General features: G+C 68.6%; 17 protein-coding genes. 11 read left to right on the top strand and 6 right to left on the bottom strand.

Features of this window, described 5'->3' with window-relative positions:
• Positions 1-43 precede the first annotated feature (43 nt).
• A complete protein-coding gene (locus tag ACFFII_RS14960) occupies positions 44-259 on the top strand; it encodes a hypothetical protein (protein ID WP_090753575.1) in 216 nt (71 codons plus the stop codon).
• 745 nt (positions 260-1,004) lie between these two features.
• Here ACFFII_RS14960 and ACFFII_RS14955 read toward each other — a convergent pair.
• The 4 genes from ACFFII_RS14955 to ACFFII_RS14940 form a co-directional block, all read right to left on the bottom strand.
• Positions 1,005-1,148 (bottom strand): lasso peptide, encoded by a 144-nt coding sequence (locus ACFFII_RS14955; protein WP_139166635.1) that lies wholly within the window; start codon positions 1,146-1,148, stop codon positions 1,005-1,007.
• A 314-nt stretch (positions 1,149-1,462) separates the two neighbouring features.
• Positions 1,463-2,446, bottom strand: a complete 984-nt coding sequence (locus ACFFII_RS14950; protein ID WP_377699669.1) for a tripartite tricarboxylate transporter substrate-binding protein — start codon at positions 2,444-2,446, stop codon at positions 1,463-1,465.
• Positions 2,447-2,626: 180 nt separating this feature from the next.
• The gene (locus tag ACFFII_RS14945) at positions 2,627-3,757 is read right to left on the bottom strand and encodes a CaiB/BaiF CoA transferase family protein (protein ID WP_377699668.1); all 1,131 of its coding nucleotides are present in this window, start codon (positions 3,755-3,757) and stop codon (positions 2,627-2,629) included.
• Positions 3,757-4,968, bottom strand: coding sequence for an acyl-CoA dehydrogenase (locus tag ACFFII_RS14940; protein WP_377699667.1), 1,212 nt, complete (start codon positions 4,966-4,968; stop codon positions 3,757-3,759). The genes ACFFII_RS14945 and ACFFII_RS14940 overlap by 1 nt, the downstream gene beginning before the upstream one ends.
• Before the next feature lie 88 nt (positions 4,969-5,056).
• On the opposite strand from ACFFII_RS14940, the gene ACFFII_RS14935 reads away from it, so the two are divergent.
• On the top strand, positions 5,057-5,941 hold the full coding sequence (locus tag ACFFII_RS14935) for a LysR substrate-binding domain-containing protein (protein ID WP_377699666.1): 885 nt from the start codon (positions 5,057-5,059) through the stop codon (positions 5,939-5,941).
• A gap of 20 nt (positions 5,942-5,961) precedes the next feature.
• Here ACFFII_RS14935 and ACFFII_RS14930 read toward each other — a convergent pair whose 3' ends face one another.
• A complete protein-coding gene (locus tag ACFFII_RS14930; RefSeq protein WP_377699665.1) occupies positions 5,962-7,206 on the bottom strand; it encodes a Zn-dependent hydrolase in 1,245 nt (414 codons plus the stop codon).
• A gap of 164 nt (positions 7,207-7,370) precedes the next feature.
• On the opposite strand from ACFFII_RS14930, the gene ACFFII_RS14925 reads away from it, so the two are divergent.
• The 8 genes from ACFFII_RS14925 to ACFFII_RS14890 are packed head-to-tail and all read left to right on the top strand — an operon-like array spanning position 7,371 to position 17,501.
• Entirely contained in the window at positions 7,371-8,996 is a 1,626-nt protein-coding gene (locus ACFFII_RS14925; RefSeq protein WP_377699664.1) for an amidohydrolase, read from the top strand.
• On the top strand, positions 8,993-9,934 hold the full coding sequence (locus tag ACFFII_RS14920; RefSeq protein ID WP_090753565.1) for an ABC transporter permease: 942 nt from the start codon (positions 8,993-8,995) through the stop codon (positions 9,932-9,934). The genes ACFFII_RS14925 and ACFFII_RS14920 overlap by 4 nt, the downstream gene beginning before the upstream one ends.
• Positions 9,931-10,824, top strand: coding sequence for an ABC transporter permease (locus tag ACFFII_RS14915; protein WP_377699663.1), 894 nt, complete (start codon positions 9,931-9,933; stop codon positions 10,822-10,824). Before ACFFII_RS14920 ends, ACFFII_RS14915 begins: the two co-directional genes overlap by 4 nt.
• A gap of 27 nt (positions 10,825-10,851) precedes the next feature.
• Positions 10,852-12,432, top strand: coding sequence for an ABC transporter substrate-binding protein (locus ACFFII_RS14910; RefSeq protein WP_377699662.1), 1,581 nt, complete (start codon positions 10,852-10,854; stop codon positions 12,430-12,432).
• 53 nt (positions 12,433-12,485) lie between these two features.
• Positions 12,486-13,925: an amidohydrolase family protein gene (locus ACFFII_RS14905; protein WP_377699661.1), complete on the top strand. Its 1,440-nt coding sequence runs from the start codon at positions 12,486-12,488 to the stop codon at positions 13,923-13,925.
• Positions 13,922-14,908 (top strand): ABC transporter ATP-binding protein, encoded by a 987-nt coding sequence (locus ACFFII_RS14900; protein WP_377699660.1) that lies wholly within the window; start codon positions 13,922-13,924, stop codon positions 14,906-14,908. Before ACFFII_RS14905 ends, ACFFII_RS14900 begins: the two co-directional genes overlap by 4 nt.
• The gene (locus ACFFII_RS14895) at positions 14,905-15,966 is read left to right on the top strand and encodes an ABC transporter ATP-binding protein (protein ID WP_377699659.1); all 1,062 of its coding nucleotides are present in this window, start codon (positions 14,905-14,907) and stop codon (positions 15,964-15,966) included. The genes ACFFII_RS14900 and ACFFII_RS14895 overlap by 4 nt, the downstream gene beginning before the upstream one ends.
• On the top strand, positions 15,963-17,501 hold the full coding sequence (locus ACFFII_RS14890) for an acetolactate synthase large subunit (RefSeq protein WP_377699658.1): 1,539 nt from the start codon (positions 15,963-15,965) through the stop codon (positions 17,499-17,501). Before ACFFII_RS14895 ends, ACFFII_RS14890 begins: the two co-directional genes overlap by 4 nt.
• A gap of 8 nt (positions 17,502-17,509) precedes the next feature.
• Here ACFFII_RS14890 and ACFFII_RS14885 read toward each other — a convergent pair whose 3' ends face one another.
• Positions 17,510-18,415 (bottom strand): LysR family transcriptional regulator, encoded by a 906-nt coding sequence (locus tag ACFFII_RS14885; RefSeq protein WP_377699657.1) that lies wholly within the window; start codon positions 18,413-18,415, stop codon positions 17,510-17,512.
• A 106-nt stretch (positions 18,416-18,521) separates the two neighbouring features.
• Here ACFFII_RS14885 and ACFFII_RS14880 point away from each other — a divergent pair, with 106 nt between their 5' ends.
• Positions 18,522-19,562 carry a histone deacetylase family protein gene (locus ACFFII_RS14880; RefSeq protein WP_377699656.1) on the top strand — a complete coding sequence of 347 codons (1,041 nt, stop codon included), beginning with the start codon at positions 18,522-18,524 and terminating at the stop codon, positions 19,560-19,562.
• Positions 19,563-19,568: the final 6 nt, after the last annotated feature.

Genomic DNA, 19,568 nt, shown 5'->3' with positions numbered 1-19,568 from the left:
AGCGTAGAACATGTTCTGCGGACGTTTCGGAAAGAGGAGCCGCATGGCCAAGGATGGTGTTCAAGTAAGAGCTGTTGCCGAGTTCACTCCGGATATGGTGGATACGCTGCGCGAGTACTTCCACAGCTATGCCGTCGAGGGTGTGGTCTCCATCGAGGTCAGCACGCATGGCCTCTGGCTGGTCAACCCGATCGGGGGGCGGCAGTTCCTCGGCCTGGCGCGGCTGCCGGACAATGCGCCAAAAGTTCTGATCAACTGAGACGAGTTTCGGGCCGGGCGCTGCGCAAGGCCGGGCTGGATGCTTGGTGCAGCCTTGCCGTCAGTCGTGCCGAGCGCGGGGCTGCGACGATGACGCCTTGGGGCGAGTTGTGCGGATTCCCAAGGCCTCTGCGCAGCGACTTGCAGAGGGCGCCTGACTGAGGCTGTCATGGCGCACTTTCCCGAGCTGACGTTACGTCGCGACATATGAGTGTGCATTTGCAGCTTCCCTTTGTTAAAGGGTTCTGTCGTCGCAATGTGAAAGCACACCCATGGGACTGAAGACATGCCCTTGTGGAACCGTCGCGCCGCCGTCGGTATCAATCCTCGCTGACCACCGCAGCGCGTGGAAGGCCATACTCGAATGTCCGACCTGTGGCTTCGTGACCGGGGCGCATGGGGACGCCCCCACATGCTCGCTTTCCTCGGCTGCGGCCAACTGGAATGCCCATGTGGGCTTTGCTGCCCTGGCGAACGCTTCGCGGCTGTTTTCCGTTCACTGATGCGCACCGCTGGTGTCGGTCCGGTGACATGTGTCAGCGGGACGACACGAGCGCCCCGCTGACACCTGGAAACACATCACTCGCTAACACGGCCATGCTAGCGCGAGTTCCCATTCTTCCTAGCTACATGAATGGATAGGACAAGGATGTGCCCGGCAGGAATCCGCTGAGGGGCAACCGGGCGGCCGCGGTCCTGAGTTCCTGAGGTGTTTCACGGTGAACCCCGGCTCTCCGCTGCATCTGTCACGAGAAGGTCAGCACGACCTTCTTCTTGTGGCCGAAAGCGTTGCCCTTGCCGGGGAAGCCGCCGCCGTTGCCAACGCCCTGGGTCATTTCTTCCAGCGAGCCGCAGACTTGCAGGGTGGGGGCAGTGTAGGTCTTTTTCATGGAAACAAACTCGACAAGAACAAGGCCCGCACAGCATTGGCAGGCACAGGCCGGTAATCTCCGAAGCACCGGAAAGTCGCAAGCTGGCTAGAAGGACAGGCCTGTTGCCGTCGCAGGGCGCGGCCTGATGGGGGCGGGAGGGGCCGGGCAGGCTGACACAGAGCGGCGCGTGGGCTGTTCATTCCACGCGAGGGAACTTGGACACGCCATCCAATCTCTTGTGTCCGCCCCGGTCCTTGTCGTGGCCGGGGCGTCATTTGCAGGGGACCGAGAGGCTGAAGCCCCGGTACGATCCCTTGGAGCAGGGCTTCCGGTCAGTTGGCCTGCAGGCCAGCCGCCTCGATCAGGTCCTTCCACTTGGCGACCTCGGCCTCTTGCGTGGCCAGCAGTCCTTGGGGCGTGGCCTCTTCGGCGGACGCCGGAGTGGTGGCCAGGTCGGCGAAACGCTCGGTGACAAGCGGGTCCTTCAGGGCGGTCTGGAGCGCCGAGACCACCGTGTCGATCACCGGCTGCGGCATGTCCCTCGGACCGTAAAGGCCCAGCCAGACGGTCGTCTCGAAGCCCTCCAGCCCCACCTCGGCCAGGGTCGGCAGGTCGGGCAGCGAAGGCAGGCGTTCGGCGCTGGTCGCGGCATAGGCCTTGACCGCACCGCTGCGGATGTGACCGATCGTGTTGGTCGCCTGTTCGCAGATCAGGTCGATCTGGCCGCCCAGCAGGTCGGTCAGCGCGGGGCCCGTCCCGGCATAGGGGACCATGACCATCGGGGTCTCGAGCCGGTTTTCGATCAGCAGACCGCAGAGGTAGGACGGACCGCCCACGCCGGCATTGCCGAAGGCCACCCCGTCGCCGCTTGCGCGGATGTAGTCCAGCGCTTCGGCCGCGGTTTCCGGCGGCAGGTCCTTGCGGCCCACCAGCGTCATCGGCGTGTGGCTGACGACGCCCAGCGGCTGGAACGCCTCGCGCGAACCATAGGCCAGCTTGTCATAGAACAGGTCGTTCGTGGCCTGCGCCGAGGTGTGCAGCATCAGCGTGTAGCCGTCGGCATCGGCCCGGGCGACCTGTCCCGCGCCGATGGTGCCGCTGGCACCGCCCATGTTCTCGATGATGACCTGCTGGCCCAGGGCCTTGGACATCGGCTCGGCGACAAGCCGCGCCACGGTGTCGGTGGGCCCGCCAGCCGCATAGGGCACGACAAGCGTGACGGTTCGGTCGGGATAGGTGCCCTGCGCCCAGGACGCGACGGGGACAAGGACGGATGCGGCAAGCGCCGCCGCGAAGGTCCGGTGATGGATAGGCATGTTTCCTCCTCTGCCTGTTATGTCGTTCATGCTGCCTTGCCGCAGTGGGGCGCCGGCCTGGATGAGGCGGCAGGCACTGGGTTCGTTGGGACAGGAAAAGCCCCACTGCTTCGCGGCCAAGGTGCCCCGCATGCCTCGGCAAGCATGGAGGGCCTTGGGGCAAAGCGGCAGGGCGCGGGATCAGGCGTGCCTTTTCGGCAGCATGGGTGCCGCCTTGTCCAGCACCAGTCCGCTGCGGGAAAAGGCGATGGGGGTGCGCAGGCCGGGGATGCCCTCGGGGGCGATCTTGAGGCCGCGCGCCTCGATCTGCGGCTCAGCCAGGGCATCGGCCACGCTGTTGATCGGTCCGGCAGGGACGCCTGCCTGTTCCATCATGGAGATGATCTCGGCGCGGCGCAGGTGGGCGGTGGCCTCTGCGATCATAGGGCAAAGACGGGCGCGGTTCGCCACGCGGGCAGGGTTGGTGGCATAGTCGGGGTCGTCCGCCAGCCCCTCCAGTCCCAGAGCGCGGCAAAGGCCTCGGAACTGCCGGTCATTGCCGCAGGCGATGATGACATGGCCGTCCGAGGCCGGGAACAACTGGTAGGGCACGATGTTTGGATGCGCGTTCCCCAACCGGCGCGGTGTCACGCCGCCGATCATCTGGTTCATCGCCTGGTTCGCCAGAACCGCCACGCCCGTGTCCAGCAGCGAGAGGTCCACGCGCTGGCCCTTGCCGGACCGTTCCCGTTCGGCCAGCGCGGCCTGGATCCCGATGACGCCGTAAAGCCCGGTGAAGATGTCGATCCAGGCGACGCCGACCTTCTGCGGCTCGCCGTCCGGCTCGCCGGTCAGGTCCATGATCCCGCACATGCCCTGGATCAGGAAGTCATAGCCCGGTTGGCTCGCCCGCGGCCCGTCCTGGCCGAAGCCCGTGACCGAGGCATAGACGAGGCGCGGGTTCGACGCCGCAAGGCTTTCATAGTCGAGGCCGAAGCGCTTCAGCCCGCCGACCTTGAAGTTCTCGACCACCACGTCGACCCTGGCGATCAATCCCTTCAGCCGCGCGAGGTCCTCGTCGTTCCCGAAGTCGCAGGTGATCGAGCTCTTGCCCCGGTTTGCCGCGTGAAAATAGGCCGCCACCCGCTCCGTCCCGCCGTCCGGCAGCGGACGGTCGAGGAACGGAGGCCCCCAGCGGCGGGTGTCGTCGCCTTCGGGAGCCTCGACCTTGATCACCTCGGCGCCAAGATCGGCCAGCGTCTGGCCGATCCAGGGACCGGCGAGGATGCGCGCCAGTTCGACGACGCGCAGCCCTTCCAGCGGGGCACCCATTAGGCGAATGCCTGCAGGCCCGTGATGGCGCGGCCCAGGATCAGGGCGTGGACGTCATGCGTGCCCTCGTAGGTGTTCACCGTTTCCAGGTTCTGCGCGTGGCGCATGACCTGGAACTCCTCGGAAATCCCGTTGCCGCCGTGCATATCGCGGGAAATCCGCGCGATCTCCAGCGCCTTGCCGCAGTTGTTGCGCTTGACGAGGCTGATCATCTCGGGCGCGGCCTGCGCCGCATCCATCAGCCGCCCGACCTGCAGCGAGGCCTGGAGGCCGAGCGTGATCTCGGTCATCATGTTCGCCAGCTTCAGCTGGAACAGCTGCGTCTGCGCCAGCGGGCGGTTGAACTGCTTGCGGTCGAGGCCATACTGCCGCGCGGCGTGATAGCAGAACTCGGCCGCGCCGAGGACGCCCCAGCTGATGCCGTAGCGCGCACGGTTGAGGCAGCCGAAGGGACCTTTCAGACCCTCGACGTTCGGCAGCAGCGCGTCCTCGCCGACCTCGACTCCGTCCATGACGATCTCGCCGGTGATCGAGGCCCGCAGGGACAGCTTGCCCTCGATCTTGGGTGCGGAGAGGCCCTTCATGCCCTTTTCAAGGACGAAGCCGCGGATCTTGCCGCCATGGGCCTCGGACTTGGCCCAGACGACGAAGACGTCGGCGATGGGCGAGTTCGAGATCCACATCTTCGTGCCGTTCAGCACATAGCCGTCCGCGGTCTTCTTCGCCGTGGTCTTCATCCCGCCGGGGTCGGAACCCGCATCCGGCTCGGTCAGCCCGAAGCAGCCGATGAACTCTCCGCTCGCGAGCTTGGGCAGGTATTTCCGCCGCTGCTCTTCCGAGCCGTAGGCATAGATTGGATACATCACCAGCGAGGACTGCACCGACATCATCGAGCGGTAGCCCGAATCCACGCGCTCGACCTCGCGCGCGACCAGTCCGTAGCTGACGTAGGAGGCGCCCAACCCGCCGTATTCCTCGGGGATGGTGACGCCCAGCAGGCCCATCTCGCCCATTTCGCGGAAGATGGCAGGGTCGGTCTTCTCCTCGCGGTAGGCGGCGATCACGCGGGGGGCCAGCCTTTCCTGCGCATAGGCGCGGGCGCTGTCGCGCATCATCCTTTCGTCTTCCGACAGCTGGTCGTTCAGGCGGAAGGGGTCCTCCCAGCCGAAGCGGCTCAGGTCCGGGGCGTCCTTGGGTTTCAGCGCGGCCATGCGGTGCCTCCATTCTTTGCAGTGCTGACTACCAGTCGGCGGCGGCCGCTGGTAGCGAGGAAAAATCCTCAAGCCATGAGGCAAAGTCATGACCCCGTTCCGATCCCACCACACGCCAAGCATCCCCGAACTGCGCGCCTTCGTGCTGTGCGCGCGGCTGGGGTCGGCCTCGCGCGCGGCCGGGGCGCTGAACCTGACGCAAAGCGCCGTCAGCCGCGCGATCCGCACGCTGGAGGACCGGCTGGGCGTGACGCTGTTCCAGCGCATCCGGCAGCGGATGGTCCTGTCGGACGCGGGCCGGGCCATGCTGCGCGATGCCGAAGGCATCCTGGACGACCTCGACCGCTCGGCGCGCAAGATCATGGCCTTCGGCGGAAGCCGGCAGGTGCTGCGGCTGGCGGTCCTGCCGACCTTTGCTGCGGCCTGGCTGATCCCGAGGCTGGGGGACTTCGCCACCCGCCATCCCGGCGTGTCGCTGGATCTCGCCTCGGCGCTGGGGCCGGTCGATTTCGACGACAGCCCCTTTGACGCCGCGATCCAGCGGGCCGAGATGGCGCGGTCAGGCGCGGCGGTCATGCCGATCCTGCCCGAGCGGCTGATCGTGGTGGCAGCGCCCGATCTGCCGGTCCCGAGGGACCTGTCGGGCGTCCCCCTGATCCAGCAGTCCACGCGCCCGCACCTTTGGACCGACTGGCTGGCCGCCGCGGGGCTGGAGGTGGAGGGCATCCGGGGCCCGCGTTTCGAGCATTTCGAGATGGTCATCGCCGCTGCCCGCGCGGGCCTGGGCGCCGCGCTGCTGCCCGACATCTTCGCCCGCGCGGATCTGGATCGCGGGATGCTGGTGCAGGTCAGCCCGATTTCGCTGGCCGGGCCGTGCCCTTATGCGCTGATCCATCCCGCACGAGAGCCCGAGGGGACCGTTGCCCTGTTCGCGGACTGGCTGACGACGCAGGGTGAGCCTGCCGGGGCATAGGAGACGACCCGGTGGGCCAGTCAGCGGTCGGCGCGGCTTGCCACGGCGTGCAGCAAGACATTCAGGCCGGCGCTGAAATCCTCGGGCGCGCAGTCCTCGGCGTTGTTGTGGGTGATTCCCCCCTTGCAGGGGGTGAAGATCATCGCCGTGGGACAGATCGTGGCCAGATGATAGGCATCGTGCCCAGCCTGAGACTTGATGTCCCTCCAGTTCCATCCCTGCCGCAGGGCTTCGGCCCGGACAGTTTCGGTCAGTTCGGCGTCGAAGATGTCGCCGCCCCAGGACCATTCGTCCTCGATTCGGAGCGTGCATCCGGCAATGGCGGCGGCGGCCTGCGCGTCGCGGCGCATCCGCTCGGCCATGACGCGGACGGTCATGGGGTCGGGATGGCGCACGTCGGCCACGGCCTCGGCGGTGTCGGACAGGATGCCTGCCTTGTTCGGCCAGACGGCCAGCCTTGAACCCGAGGCCTTGCCGTCCTGCGCGCTGAAGGCCCAGCCGAGGTCGTCCACCGCCGTCAGCCAGCGGGCGCCCGCAACCAGCGCGTTGCGGCGCAGGTCCATCGGCGTGGGACCGGTATGGGCCGTCTGGCCGCCAAAGGTCACGCGCATCCCGTGGCTGGGATAGCCGCCGGTGACGACGCCCATTTCGCGCCGTTCCGCGTCAAGGATCGGCCCCTGTTCGATGTGCAGTTCTAGGTAGGCGTCGATCTCGCCCGCGCGGCAGGGCAGGCTGCCCTTGTAGCCGATGCGCGCAAGCTCGTCGCCCAGGCGTGCGCCGTCGTCGTCCTGCAGCCCATGGGCCCAGTCCAGGGCATAGCGGCCGGCGAACACGCCCGAGCCGATCATGGGCGGGCTGAAGCGCGCGCCTTCCTCGTTCGTCCAGTTCACGACCACGACGGGACGGCGCGTGACATGGCCCGCGTCGTTCAGGCAGCGCACGACCTCGAGCCCCGCCAGCACGCCCGCGATCCCGTCGAAGCGGCCGCCGTTGACCTGCGTGTCAAGGTGGCTGCCGATCATCACCGGGGGCAGGTTGTCCTCGCGCCCGGCGCGGCGGCCGAAGATGTTGCCCATCTCGTCCACCGACACCTTTAGCCCCGCCTCGCGGCACCATTCGGTGAACTGGTCGCGCATCTCGCGGTCGGCATCGGTCAGGGTCAACCGGGACAGCCCGCCGGGGCGGCCGGGGCCGATCTCGGCCGAACGCGCGATGGTGGACCAGAAGCGGGAGATGTCGGCGCGGGTGTCGGAACTGATGCTCATGGACCGAGCGATCCTCGAAGGACCGGGCCTGTCAATCCGGCCGCCGTGGTTCACGGCTTATGAGTGCATAAGCTGAGGCGATGGACGCCGGAGGGCATGTTTGTTGACAGCCCGCGGACCATGAAAGTCCACTGACCCCAACAAGAACACGAGGGGAGTGGCAGGTGGACACAGCGGATGTGGTGCTGACAGGAGGGGTCGTCTGGTGCGGGCTGGACCTGCCCAAGGCCGAGGCCGTGGCAATCCGGGACGGGCGCGTCATGGCGACCGGGACGACGGCCGAGATCGAGGCCGTGGCCGGGCTGCAGACGCGGCGCATCGACCTTGGTGGCCGCTTTGCGATGCCGGGGATCTACGACGCGCACATGCACCTGCTGCCGCTCGGGATGGACATGAGCCGGGTGGACCTGCGCCACGAGGTCGCCCCGACGCTGGAGGCGATGCTGGAGGCGCTGCGGGCGCGGGCGGCGGTCACGCCCGAGGGCGAATGGGTGCTGGGGCGCGGCTTCAACCACTTCCTGCTGGACGTGGGTCGCTTCCCCCACCGCGACGAACTGGACCGCGCCTGCCCCGATCATCCTTGCTACATCGTCCGCACGGATGGCCACTCGGCGGTTGCCAACAGCCGGGCGCTTGCACTGGCCGGCATCGACGAGACCACGCCCCAGCCCGAGGGCGGGCTGATCGAGATCCGCGACGGCCGCCTGACCGGCATGGTGGCCGAAACGGGGCGTGAGCCCTTCGAGGCCGTGATGCCCCATCCCTCGGTCGAAGAAATGGTCGAGGCGATCGAGCGCGCGGGCAACATGCTGCTGGGCCACGGCATCACCTCGGTCATGGAGGCCGCGATCGGGCTGCATTCCGGCTGGGACGAGATGGTCGCCTATCGGCGTGCGCGGGACGAGGGCCGCCTGCCGGTCCGGGTCTACGGCTGCGTGATGGCGGACAAGACGCGCACCATCCTGCCGCAGGCGATGGCCGAGGGGCTGTCCACCGGGAAGGGCTGCGAGATGTTCCGCATCGGCCCAGTCAAGATGTTCACCGACGGCAGCGCGGGGTCCAAGACCGCCGCGATGACGCAGGACTACATGGGCGATCCCGGCAACAAGGGCCTGCTCTGCATCCCCGACCAGTCGGAACTGGACGCGATGGTGAAGCAGGCGCATGACGCGGGCTGGCAGATGGGCATCCACGCCATCGGCGACGCCGCCATCGAGGAAGTGCTGAACGCCATCGAGGCCGCCCAGACGGCGAACCCCGCGCCCGACCGGCGACACCGGATCGAGCATTGCGGCTGGCTGCGCCCCGACCAGATGGACCGGCTGGAGCGGCTGCATGTCCTGCCCGTCGCGCAGCCCTCGTTCCTTTACTGGTTCGGCGACAACTACGAGACGGTGCTGGAAAAGGACCGCATCGCCGCCTCGCATCCCTTCCGCACCTGGATCGAGCGCGGGCTGAACCCCTCGGCCTCGACCGACTGCCCGGTGACCGACATCGACCCGCGGCCGGTGATCTACAACCTCGTCACCCGGAAGACGCGCGGCGGCAAGGTCTTCGGACCCGAGCAGTGCCTGAGCATCGACGAGGCGCTGCACGCCTACACCTCCGCCTCCGCCTATGCCTCGAGCGAGGAAGGGCTGAAGGGGCGGCTCGAACCTGGGCAGCTCGCCGACATCGCCGTCTTCGACCGCGACCTGACGGCGGTCGCGCCCGAGGCTCTGCTGGACGCGGTCTGCGAACTGACGCTGCGCGGCGGCGAGATCGTGCACGAGCGGGCAGCCCCGGCATGATCAACGCGCTGGTCAACCGCCTGCTGCTGTCGGTCCCGGTGCTGATCGGCGTCGTGATCTTCGGCTTCCTGCTGATCAAGATGGCGCCCGGCGACCCGGCGCAGATCATGGCCGGCCCCACCGCCACCCCCGAGGTGGTCGCTCAGATCCGCCAGCAGATGGGGCTGGACCAGCCGCTGCTGGTGCAGCTTGGCCGATATGCCGAGCGGCTGGTGCAGGGCGACCTGGGGCGGTCGCTGATCTCGAACCGACCCGTCGTCAGCGAGCTTGCCGCCGCCGTCGGGCCCACGGTCGAGCTGATGATCGCCTCGCTGATCTGGGCGGTGCCGCTGGGAATCGGGATGGGCACCATCGCCGCCGTCCGGCGGGGAAGCTGGGTTGACCGCACGATCATGGCGATCTCGGTCGCGGGCGTGTCGCTGCCGATCTTCTTCATCGCGCTGGTGCTGATGCAGTTCCTGGGCGTGACCCTGCAGATCCTGCCCTTCATGGGACGCGGCGGGCCGCTGTGGACTGTCGACGGGCTGCGCCACATCGCCATCCCCGCGCTGTCGCTGGGCCTGATCTTCGTCGGCCCCGTCGCCCGGATGACCCGGTCGAGCGTCCTTGAGGTGCTGCGGCTGGACCATGTCCGCACCGCCCGCGCCAAGGGGCTGACCGAGCGCCGGGTGATCCTGCGCCACGCGCTGCGCAATGCCCTGATCCCTGTCGTCACCCTGATCGGCCTGCAGGCGGGCTACCTGCTGGGCGGCGCAGTCGTGACCGAGACGATCTTCTCCTATCCCGGCATCGGCCGGCTGGCGGTCGGCGCGATCCTGTCCTCGGACTTCCCGCTCGCGCAGGGCACGATCCTCGTCCTCGCGCTGGGCTTCATCCTCATCAACATGATCGTGGACATGCTTTACGCCATCCTTGACCCGAGGGCGCAGAAATCATGAGCGTGACAGATGCCATGACGCCCGCCGCCTCCGACGAGGCACCGGCCCGCCGCCACTGGTTCGCAGCCCTCATGCGCGATCCCGCCGCAGCCCTGGCCATCGCGGTCTTCCTGCTGATCGCGCTGGCGGCTCTTCTTGCCCCCTGGCTCGCGCCGCACGACCCCACGGAAAGCACCCGCAACATGATGCTGCCCCCGGCGTGGGCGGAACGCGGCAGCGCCGAGTTCCTGCTTGGCACGGACGGGCAGGGGCGCGACATCCTGTCCCGCCTGCTGCACGGGACGCGGCTCACGCTGCTGATCGGGCTGGTCGCGGTTGTCCTTGGCGGCGGCATCGGCTCGCTGCTGGGGCTGCTCGCGGCTTTCTACGGCAGGCTCGATCCCTGGATCATGCGGTCCGTGGATGTGATGCTGTCCTTCCCCGCGATCCTGCTGGGCCTCGCGCTGGTCGCGGTGATGGGGGCGGGCATCATGCCGGTGATCCTCGCGCTGGCCGTCGCCACGGTGCCCGACAGCGCCCGCATCGCCCGGTCCGTCGCAGTCGGCGTGATGAAGCAGGAATTCGTCGAGGCAGGCCGCGCGATCGGGCTGCCGGACCGGACGCTCTTCACCCGCTATCTGCTGCGGAACTGCATCTCGTCCATCATGATCTTCATGTCGCTGCGCTTCGGGCAGGTGATCCTGCTGGGGTCGGCGCTGAGTTTTCTGGGCCTCGGCGCGCGTCCGCCCGCGTCCGAACTGGGCATGATGGCCTCGCAGGGGCGCGACTTCATGCTGTTCGCGCCGCATATCGCCATCATCCCCTCCGTCGCGATCTTCGTGATCGTGCTGACGGCCAACGTGGCCGGGGACGCGCTGCGCGACGTGCTCGACCCGAGAACAAGAAACTGAACCACAACAAGCAGGGAGCCAAGGACCATGACCACCCGCAAGACGCTCGGCCTTGCCGCAGCGGCCAGCCTCCTCGCGCTGTCCAGCGCCTGGGCCAGCGAGATCAACATCGCCCGCGAGATGGACTCGAACAACTACGACCCGCACAAGAGCACGGCCCTGGCCGCGGCCGAGATCCTGTTCATGCTGGGCGACACGCTTGTGTCCATCGAGCCCGGCATGAAGACCCTGACCCCCGGCCTGGCGACAAGCTGGGAGGTGTCCGAGGACGGCCTGACCTACACCTTCAAGCTGCGCGACGACGTCAAGTTCTGCGACGGCCGCGCCATGACGGCCGAGGACGTGGTCTACAGCTTCAACCGCTGGCTGGACCCGGCCACGGCCTCGCCGGTGAAATGGCGCGCGGGCGAGGTCGAATCGATCACCGCGCCTGACGCGACCACCATCGTCTACAAGCTGAAGACGCCCTTCTCGGAGCTGCTGTATCAGCTGACGCAAAGCTTCGCGACGATCATCGACCGCAACCAGGTCGAGGCGCTGGGGGCCGACTTCGGCATCCAGGGCATGAACGGGACCGGCCCCTATTGCTGGGAAAGCTGGAACCCGCGCGACCGCCTGACCATGACCAAGCACGCGGGCTATGCCTGGGGCCCGGACTTCTACGAAAACAAGGGCGAGGCGCAGATCGACCGGCTGGTCTGGCAGGTGGTCCCCGAGGAAAACACCCGCACCATCGCGCTGATGACCGACCAGACGCAGATCACGCAATATGTGCCCTATATCGCGCTGGAACAGCTGAAGGTCGCGCCGAACCTGAACGTGGTGCAGTCGGAAAGCGCCTTCTGGACCTATTTCATCGGCTTCAAGGTCGATCAACCGACGGTCGCCGACCCGGCGGTGCGGCGGGCGATCAACCTTGCGCTGGACCAGGACGCGCTGGCCCGCGACCAGTTCTTCGGGGGCGTGCAAGGCGCGCAGAGCTACATCAGCACCGCGACCAAGGACTGGGACCCGGCGCTGGAAGCCTCGCTGCCGCCCTATGACCCGGCCGCGGCCAATGCGCTGCTGGACGAGGCGGGCTGGGTGCCCGGGCCTGACGGCATCCGGGTCAAGGACGGCGTGAGGCTGGCGCCCCTGGGGTATTTCTTCACCGGCTCGACCTGGCAGAAGCTGTCGGAATACACCCAGGCGGAACTGCGCAAGATCGGCGTCGATCTGCAGGTCGAGATCTTCGACGCCACGGTCGCCTGGGGCAAGATGGCCACGCAGGAGTTCGACGCCTTCGGGATGAGCTATCCCTATGTCTCGGCGGGCGACGCGCTGAACCTGTATTTCCCTTCGGCCAACATTCCGACGCCCAACCGCATGAACTGGAACGACGCGGAAACGGACCGGTGGCTGGCCGAGGGCAAGGCTGCCCTAGACGACGCCACCCGTGCCGCGGCCTACGGCAAGGTGCTGGCCAAGGTGCATGACGCGAACGTCTGGCTGCCCCTGATCCACGAGCCGCGGACGGTCGTGTCCTCGACCCGCCTCGCGCCGATCGTGCCGCACAGCAACTATGGCGCGGCGCTCTACAAGGGCCTCGACCTGAAGCTGGTCGAGTGACTGTCCGGGCGGGACCGACAGCGGTCCCGCCCCCTTCGCGACAAGGGATTAGCATGGAACAGAACGTCACGGTCATCCGCGACTGCCCGTGGATCATTGCCTGGGACGAAGCCGCCGAAAGCCATCGCTTCGCCTCGGGCGACGTCGCCTTCGCGGGCGACCGGCTGGTGCATGTCGGCGGGCGCTACGACGGCCCCGCCGCGCGCCAGATCGACGGCAGCCGCAGCATGGTGTCGCCGGGGCTGGTGAACATCCACTCGCACCCGCTGTCCGAGCCGATGAACAAGGGCTTCCTGGACGAGCTTGGCAGCCCGGCGCTGTATATGAGCTCGCTTTACGAATACATGCCGCTGTTCGGCACCAGTGGCGAAGGCACCCGTGCCTGCACCCAGGTCGCCTATTCCGAGCTGCTGCAGTCCGGCGTGACGACGCTGGTGGACCTGTCGGTCGTCTATGACGGCTGGCTCGACCTGCTGGCTCAGTCCGGACTGCGGGGCGTCGTCGCGCCGATGTACCGCTCGGCCAGTTGGGGAACCGCCGATGGCCATGTCGTCCACTATGACTGGGGTGCCGACGGGGGCGAGCGCGCCATGGCCGAGGCCATGGATTTCATCGACCGCGCCACCGTGCATGAGTGCGGGCGCATCACCGGGATGGTGGCGCCCTCGCAGATCGACACCTGCACGCCCGAACTGATCCGCGACAGCCATGCCGAGGCGCAGCGGCGCGGCGTCCCCATGCAGATCCACGCGGCGCAGTCCGTGGTCGAGTTCCACGAGATCACTCGCCGCCATGGCCGCACCCCCGTCGAATGGCTGGATGACTTGGGCGTGCTGGGGCAGGGCACGATCATCGGCCATGGCATCTTCCTGAACGACCACCCCTGGGTCCACTGGCCGCATGGCCGCGATCTTGACCGGCTGGCGGGCAGCGGCACGGCGGTCGCCCATTGCCCGACCGTGTTCCAGCGCCGCGGCATCGCCCTGCGCAGCTTCGGCCGCTATCGTCGCGCGGGTGTGCCACTGGGGATCGGGACCGACACCTATCCCCACAACATGATCGAGGAGATGCGGCACGTTCTGATCAACTCGCGCCTGATGTCGGGGGATGTGTTCGACCTGCGGACCTCGGACGTGTTCGATGCCGCGACCGTCGGCGGGGCCGCAATCCTGGGCCGGGACGACATCGGGCGGCTGGCGCCCGGCGCCAAGGCCGACCTGTTCATGGCCGACCTCGACCATCCGGCGATGCGCCCCGTGCGCGATCCGCTGCGGTCCCTGATCTATGTGGCGGGCGAGCGTCCCGTGCGGCAGGTCTTCGTCGATGGCCGGCAGGTGGTCGAGGACGGGCGCGCCCTTGCCTTTGACCTTCCCGCCGCGCTGGACCGGCTGGAAGCCGCACAGCGGCAGGCCGAGATCGACTTCGCCACCCGCGACTACGCCGGGCGGACGCATGATCAGGCCTCGCCGCTTTCCTACGGGAAGACGCCATGACGCCGCCGCTCCTGTCCATCGAGAACCTGGTTGTCGAGTTCGGCAACCCCCGGCACCGCTTCCCCGCCGTCAACGGCATCGACCTGACGCTGGAAAAGGGGCGCACGCTGGGGCTGGTGGGAGAGTCCGGCTGCGGCAAGTCGGTGACCTCGCTGGCCGTGATGCGGCTGGTCCCGCAGCCCCCCGGCCATTACGCGGGCGGGCGGATCATGTTCGAGGGCCGCGACCTTCTGTCCCTGCCGGAACCCGAAATGCGCAAGCTGCGCGGCGGCCGCATCGGCATGGTGTTCCAGGAACCGATGACCTCGCTGAACCCCGTCTATACGCTGGGGGTGCAGTTGCGCGAGATGCTGCAGGCCCATTCGGACCTGTCGGACCGCGCCGCCCGCGACCGGGCCATCGAACTGCTGGACATGGTCGGCCTTCCCTCGCCTGCCAGGCGCATCGACGATTATCCGCATCAGCTCTCGGGCGGTCAGCGCCAGCGGGTGATGATCGCGATGGCTCTTGCCAACGACCCCGTGCTGCTGATCGCCGACGAGCCCACGACGGCGCTGGACGTCACGGTGCAGGCTCAGATCCTCGAACTGCTGCAGAACCTGCAGGAACGCACCGGCACCGCGATCCTGCTGATCACCCATGATCTGGGCGTGGTCGCCGAGACCTGTGACGAGGTGGCGGTGATGTATGGCGGCAAGGTGGTGGAGCGCGCGCCGACCGCGGCGCTGTTCGCCGATCCGCAGCATCCTTACACCATCGGCCTGATGGCCGCCGTGCCCCGGCTGGACGCGCCTGCCGACCGGCTGGCCACCATTCCCGGCTCGGTTCCGCCGCCTTGGGCGAACCGCAAGGGCTGCCGCTTCGCCTCGCGCTGTCCGCTGGCCATCGACGTCTGCCGGGCCGAGCAGCCTCCGCTGGCAGCCATCGGGACGGACCACAGCGTCGCCTGCTGGCGCGCCCCCATCGAGGAGATTGCGGCATGAACGCGCCGCTTCTGTCGGTCGAACGGCTGACCAAGCATTTTCCCGTCCGCCGGGGCCTTCTGCGCCGCGTCACCGGCGCCGTGCAGGCCGTCACCGACATCAGCTTCACGCTGGAGGCGGGCGAGACCCTGGCCATCGTGGGCGAATCCGGCTGCGGCAAGTCCACCGCCGGGCGCACGATCCTGCGCCTGCAGGAGCCGACCGGGGGCCGGACGCTGCTGAACGGGCGCGACATCTTCACGCTGTCGCCGGCCGAACTGCGCGCCGCGCGGCGCGAGATGCAGATGATCTTCCAGGACCCCTTCGGCTCGCTCAACCCACGCATGACCGTGCGCGAGGTCATCGCCGAGCCGCTGCGCCTGCACGGCATGGCCGGCGGCGCGGCGCTGGATCGCCGCATCGACGAGGTTCTGTCGATGGCCGGGCTGTCATCTTGGCACGCGGGCCGCTATCCGCACGAGTTTTCCGGCGGCCAGCGTCAGCGTGTCGGCATCGCGCGGGCACTGGCGACGAACCCGCGCCTGATCGTCTGCGACGAGCCGGTCAGCGCGCTGGACGTGTCCATCCAGGCGCAGATCGTGAACCTGCTGCAGGACCTGCAGGCCGAGACGGGCGTGGCCTATGTCTTCATCAGCCACGACCTTGCGGTGGTGCGCCACATCGCGACCCGCGTGGCCGTCATGTACCTGGGCCGCATCGTGGAAATGGCTGATGCCTCGCGGCTCTTTGCCGACCCGCGCCATCCCTACACCCGTTCGCTGATCGCAGCCGCGCCCCGGCCGGTGGCCTCGGGGCGCGTGCCGCAGGTGCCGCTGAAGGGGGAAACCGCCAGCGCCATGGCGCCGCCGCCCGGCTGCGCCTTCCACCCCCGCTGCCCCTTCGCGCAGGACCGCTGCCGGGTGGATCGGCCCGAGTTGCGGCCGGTGGCCGACGATCTTGTCGCCTGCCATTTCGCGGAAAGCCTGCCCCCCATGCCCAAGGAAACCGCCGGGGACGAAAGCCCGGCACTGGCGCGGCGCCTTCAGGTGCTCGCCCATGCTCGAAAGGAAGCCGCATGAACGGTGCGGAAAGCGTCGTCCGCAGCCTGCACGCTGCGGGAACCGAGGTCTGTTTCGCCAACCCCGGCACGTCCGAGATGCAGTTCGTGGACGCGCTGGACCGCACGCGGCTGATGCGCTGCGTGCTGGGGCTGTTCGAGGGCGTCGTGACCGGCGCCGCCGACGGCTATGCGCGCATGGCAGGCAAGCCTGCCGCCACGCTGCTGCATCTGGCGCCCGGCTTCGCCAATGGCGCGGCGAACCTGCACAATGCCCGCAAGGCGCGCTCGCCCGTGTTGAATCTCGTGGGCGAGCACGCGGTCCGGCACCTCGGCTATGACGCACCGCTGTCGGCCGACCTGTCGGGAGCGGTCGCGCCCTTCTCGGATTGGGTCAAGACCGGCAGTTCGGCCGCGACGCTGGCGCGGGACGCGATGGAGGGATGGGCGGCGGCAGCCTCGCATCCCGGCGCGGTGGCGACCCTGATCCTGCCGGCCGATCTCGGCTGGGACGAGGGTGGGGTAATCGCCCCGCCGCCGCCGCCGAGGCCCGCAGGCACGGTGTCGGACGAGGCCGTCGCCCGCGCAGCCGAAGCGCTCGGCCCCGGCGCGGTGCTGCTGGTCGGCGGGACAGTGCTGGAGGACCCGCAGTCGCTGAAGCTGGCAGCCGGGATCGCGCAGGCAACCGGTGCGGCGGTGATGGCGCCGGGCGCAAACCGGCGCGTCGAGATGGGGGCGGGGCTGCCCGTCATCCCGCGTATCCCTTACCCGATCGATATGGCGCTGGAGGCGCTGTCCGGCTTCGACCGCGCCGTGCTGGTCGAGACGGTCGAGCCGGTCGCCTTCTTCGCCTACCCCGGCCGCCCCAGTGTGCTGCTGCCGCCGGGTTGCCGCACCCTGACCTTGGCCGACCGCGCCCAGGATGGCCGCGCCGCGCTGGCAGCTATTGCGGAACTGGTCGGCGCGAAGCCTTGGCAAGGCACCGACGCGCCGCGTCCCCAAGCCCCGCAGGCAGGACCGCTGAACGACTTGGCGTTGTCGCAGGCCATCGCCTCGGCGCTGCCCGAAGGGGCCATCGTCGTCGACGAGGGGATCACGCGCGGCCGTGACGTGGGCAGGCTGGCGGCGGGCGCGCCGCCGCTGTCCTGGCTGGCGATCACCGGCGGCTCGATCGGGATCGGCGTGCCGCTGGCGGCAGGCGCCTCGGTCGCCCGCCCGGACCGGCCGGTCGTGGCGCTGCAGGCGGACGGCTCGGCCATGTACACGCTGCAGGGCTTGTGGACCCAGGCGCGCGAGGGGCTGAACGTCACCACGGTCATCTTCGCCAACCGCAGCTACGAGATCCTGAAGGGCGAGCTTCTGCGCGTCGGCGCCAATCCCGGCCCGACCGCGCTGGACATGCTGGACCTGCGGCGGCCCGATCTGGATTTCTGCGCGCTCGCCCGCGGCATGGGCGTCCCCGCGCAGCGCGTCGAGGATGCCGCCGAACTGCACCGCGCCATCGCCGCCTCGGTCTGCGAGCCCGGCCCGATGCTGATCGAGGCGATGCTGTGCTGACGGGCCAGTCAGCGCCGCGCGGAGGGGAAGAGCGGCAGCAGCTCCTCGATCACGTCCACGAACTGGCTCTCGGCCAGGGCGCAGGCGCGGGGGTGGCGGACGAGGTAGATATGCGTCCCCAGCCATTCGCCCGTGGTGCGGACCGGCCAGAGCAGACCGGCCTTCACCTCGGCGCGGGCCGAGGTCCAGGGCAAGAGGCCAAGCCCCACGCCCGAGACGATCATCCGCCGCACCTCCTCGACGTGGGAACTGGTGCCGCTGGTGCTGCGGCCAAGCCCGAGGCGGATGCTGAGGGGGCCCATGGGTTCCAGCCCCGCGCCTTCGCGCGCGCAGGCGAAAGCCACGAAGGGCTCTTGTCGCAGCTCGTCCAGCGTGACCTCCTCGCGGCCGAAGAAGGGATGTTCGACCCCGCAGAAGACCGACCATTCGTCCTGGAACAGGAAGCGGCAGTCGAGTTCCGGCACCGGCTCGGTCAGCAGGCAGATGCCCAGACCCTGCGCCTGCTCGCGCAGGGTCGCCACGATGTCGTGGCTGTTGCGGACCTCGACCCGCAGCAGCACGTCGGGATGACGCTGGTGGAACAGGCGGAAGGCCTCGTCCAGCAGCGGAGAGATCAGGTTCGAGACAGTCATCACCCGAAGTTCGGGCCGATGCTGGCCGACGCGCAGCCCGATGCGTTCGGCCGCGACCTGCATAGCTTGGACGTCCGCCAGCACCGCCTCGCCCACGGGGGTCAGGCTGAAGCTGCGCCCCTCGCGCCGGACAAGCGTGCGGTCCATCGCCGCTTCCAGCCGCTGCAGGGTCTGGCTGACGGCCGACTGGCTCATCCCCAGGACCTGCGCGGCCCGGGTGAGGCCGCCGTTTTCGACAATGGCGGCGAAGATGCGGAGGTGGTTCCAGTTCAGGGTCGTCATGTCAGGCCAGGCGCGGTCAGAATGGGGAAGAAGCTGAAGCCTTCCCGGATATCGCGCCCTGTGCAATCGCTTTCCCGTCCCGATGGCGGCTTCAAAGGTCTATCCGATGCGTGCATTCTATTCCCCTGACCAGGCCCTTCATTCCCCGAAACAGTTCATGCGCTTCGGGGAACTCGCCGCCCCGACGGATGTGCCCGCGCGGACCGGCGCGCTGCTGGGCGCACTGGCGCGGCTGGGCATCACGCCCGAGACGCCGCCCGACCACGGCCGCGCGCCTGCGGGCAAGGTCCACCCGGCGCATTACATGGAGTTTCTCGAGTCCGCCTTCCGGCGGTGGCAGGAACTGCCGGTGCATGGCCCCGAGGTCCTGCCCAACACCTTCCCCGACCTGTCCGCCGAGCGCGTCCGGCCGCCCTGTCCCACGGATCACCTGATCGCGCAGGCGGGCTATTACTTGGGCGACCTTGCCGTGCCCCTGGGCGAGTTCACCTGGATCTCGGCCCTGCGGTCCACCCACAGCGCGACGGCAGCTGCTGACGCAGTGGTGGCGGGCGAGCGCGCGGCCTATGCGCTCTGCCGACCCTCGGGGCACCATTGCCGGGCCGACCGGGCCAGCGGTTTCTGCTACATGAACAACAGCGCCATCGCGGCCGAGCGGCTGCGCAGCCGCTTTGCCAAGGTCGCGGTGCTGGACATCGACGCCCATCACGGAGACGGCACGCAGTCGATCTTCTATGACCGCGCCGATGTCATGACCGTTTCGGTCCACGTCGATCCCGATGCCTATTACCCCTTCTTCACGGGCCGCGTTCACGAGCGGGGCAGGGGCGAGGGCGAGGGTTTCAACCTCAACATCACCCTTGCCCCCGGATCGGGCGACGAGGCCTTCCTTGCCGCGGTGCGCCGGGGCCTCGACGCGGTCGGCGGCTACGGGGCCGAGGCGCTGGTCCTGGCCCTCGGCTACGACACCCACGCCGAGGACCCGTTGAGCCTCGTCCGTGTCACGACCGAGGCCTTCCACGAGGCGGGCCGGGCCGTGGCCTCGGCCGGCATCCCCGTCGTCGTCGTGCAGGAAGGCGGCTACCAGGTGTCCGTGATCGGCGACTGCCTGGAGCGCTTCCTGCAGGGACTTCGATCGGGGATGTGAGGCTGC

It is taken from the genome of Paracoccus niistensis, assembly GCF_042432925.1.
Classification (GTDB): Bacteria; Pseudomonadota; Alphaproteobacteria; order Rhodobacterales; family Rhodobacteraceae; genus Paracoccus; species Paracoccus niistensis.
Note: the sequence above shows the minus strand (reverse complement) of the source record. Positions and strands in the feature narration are given on the sequence as shown.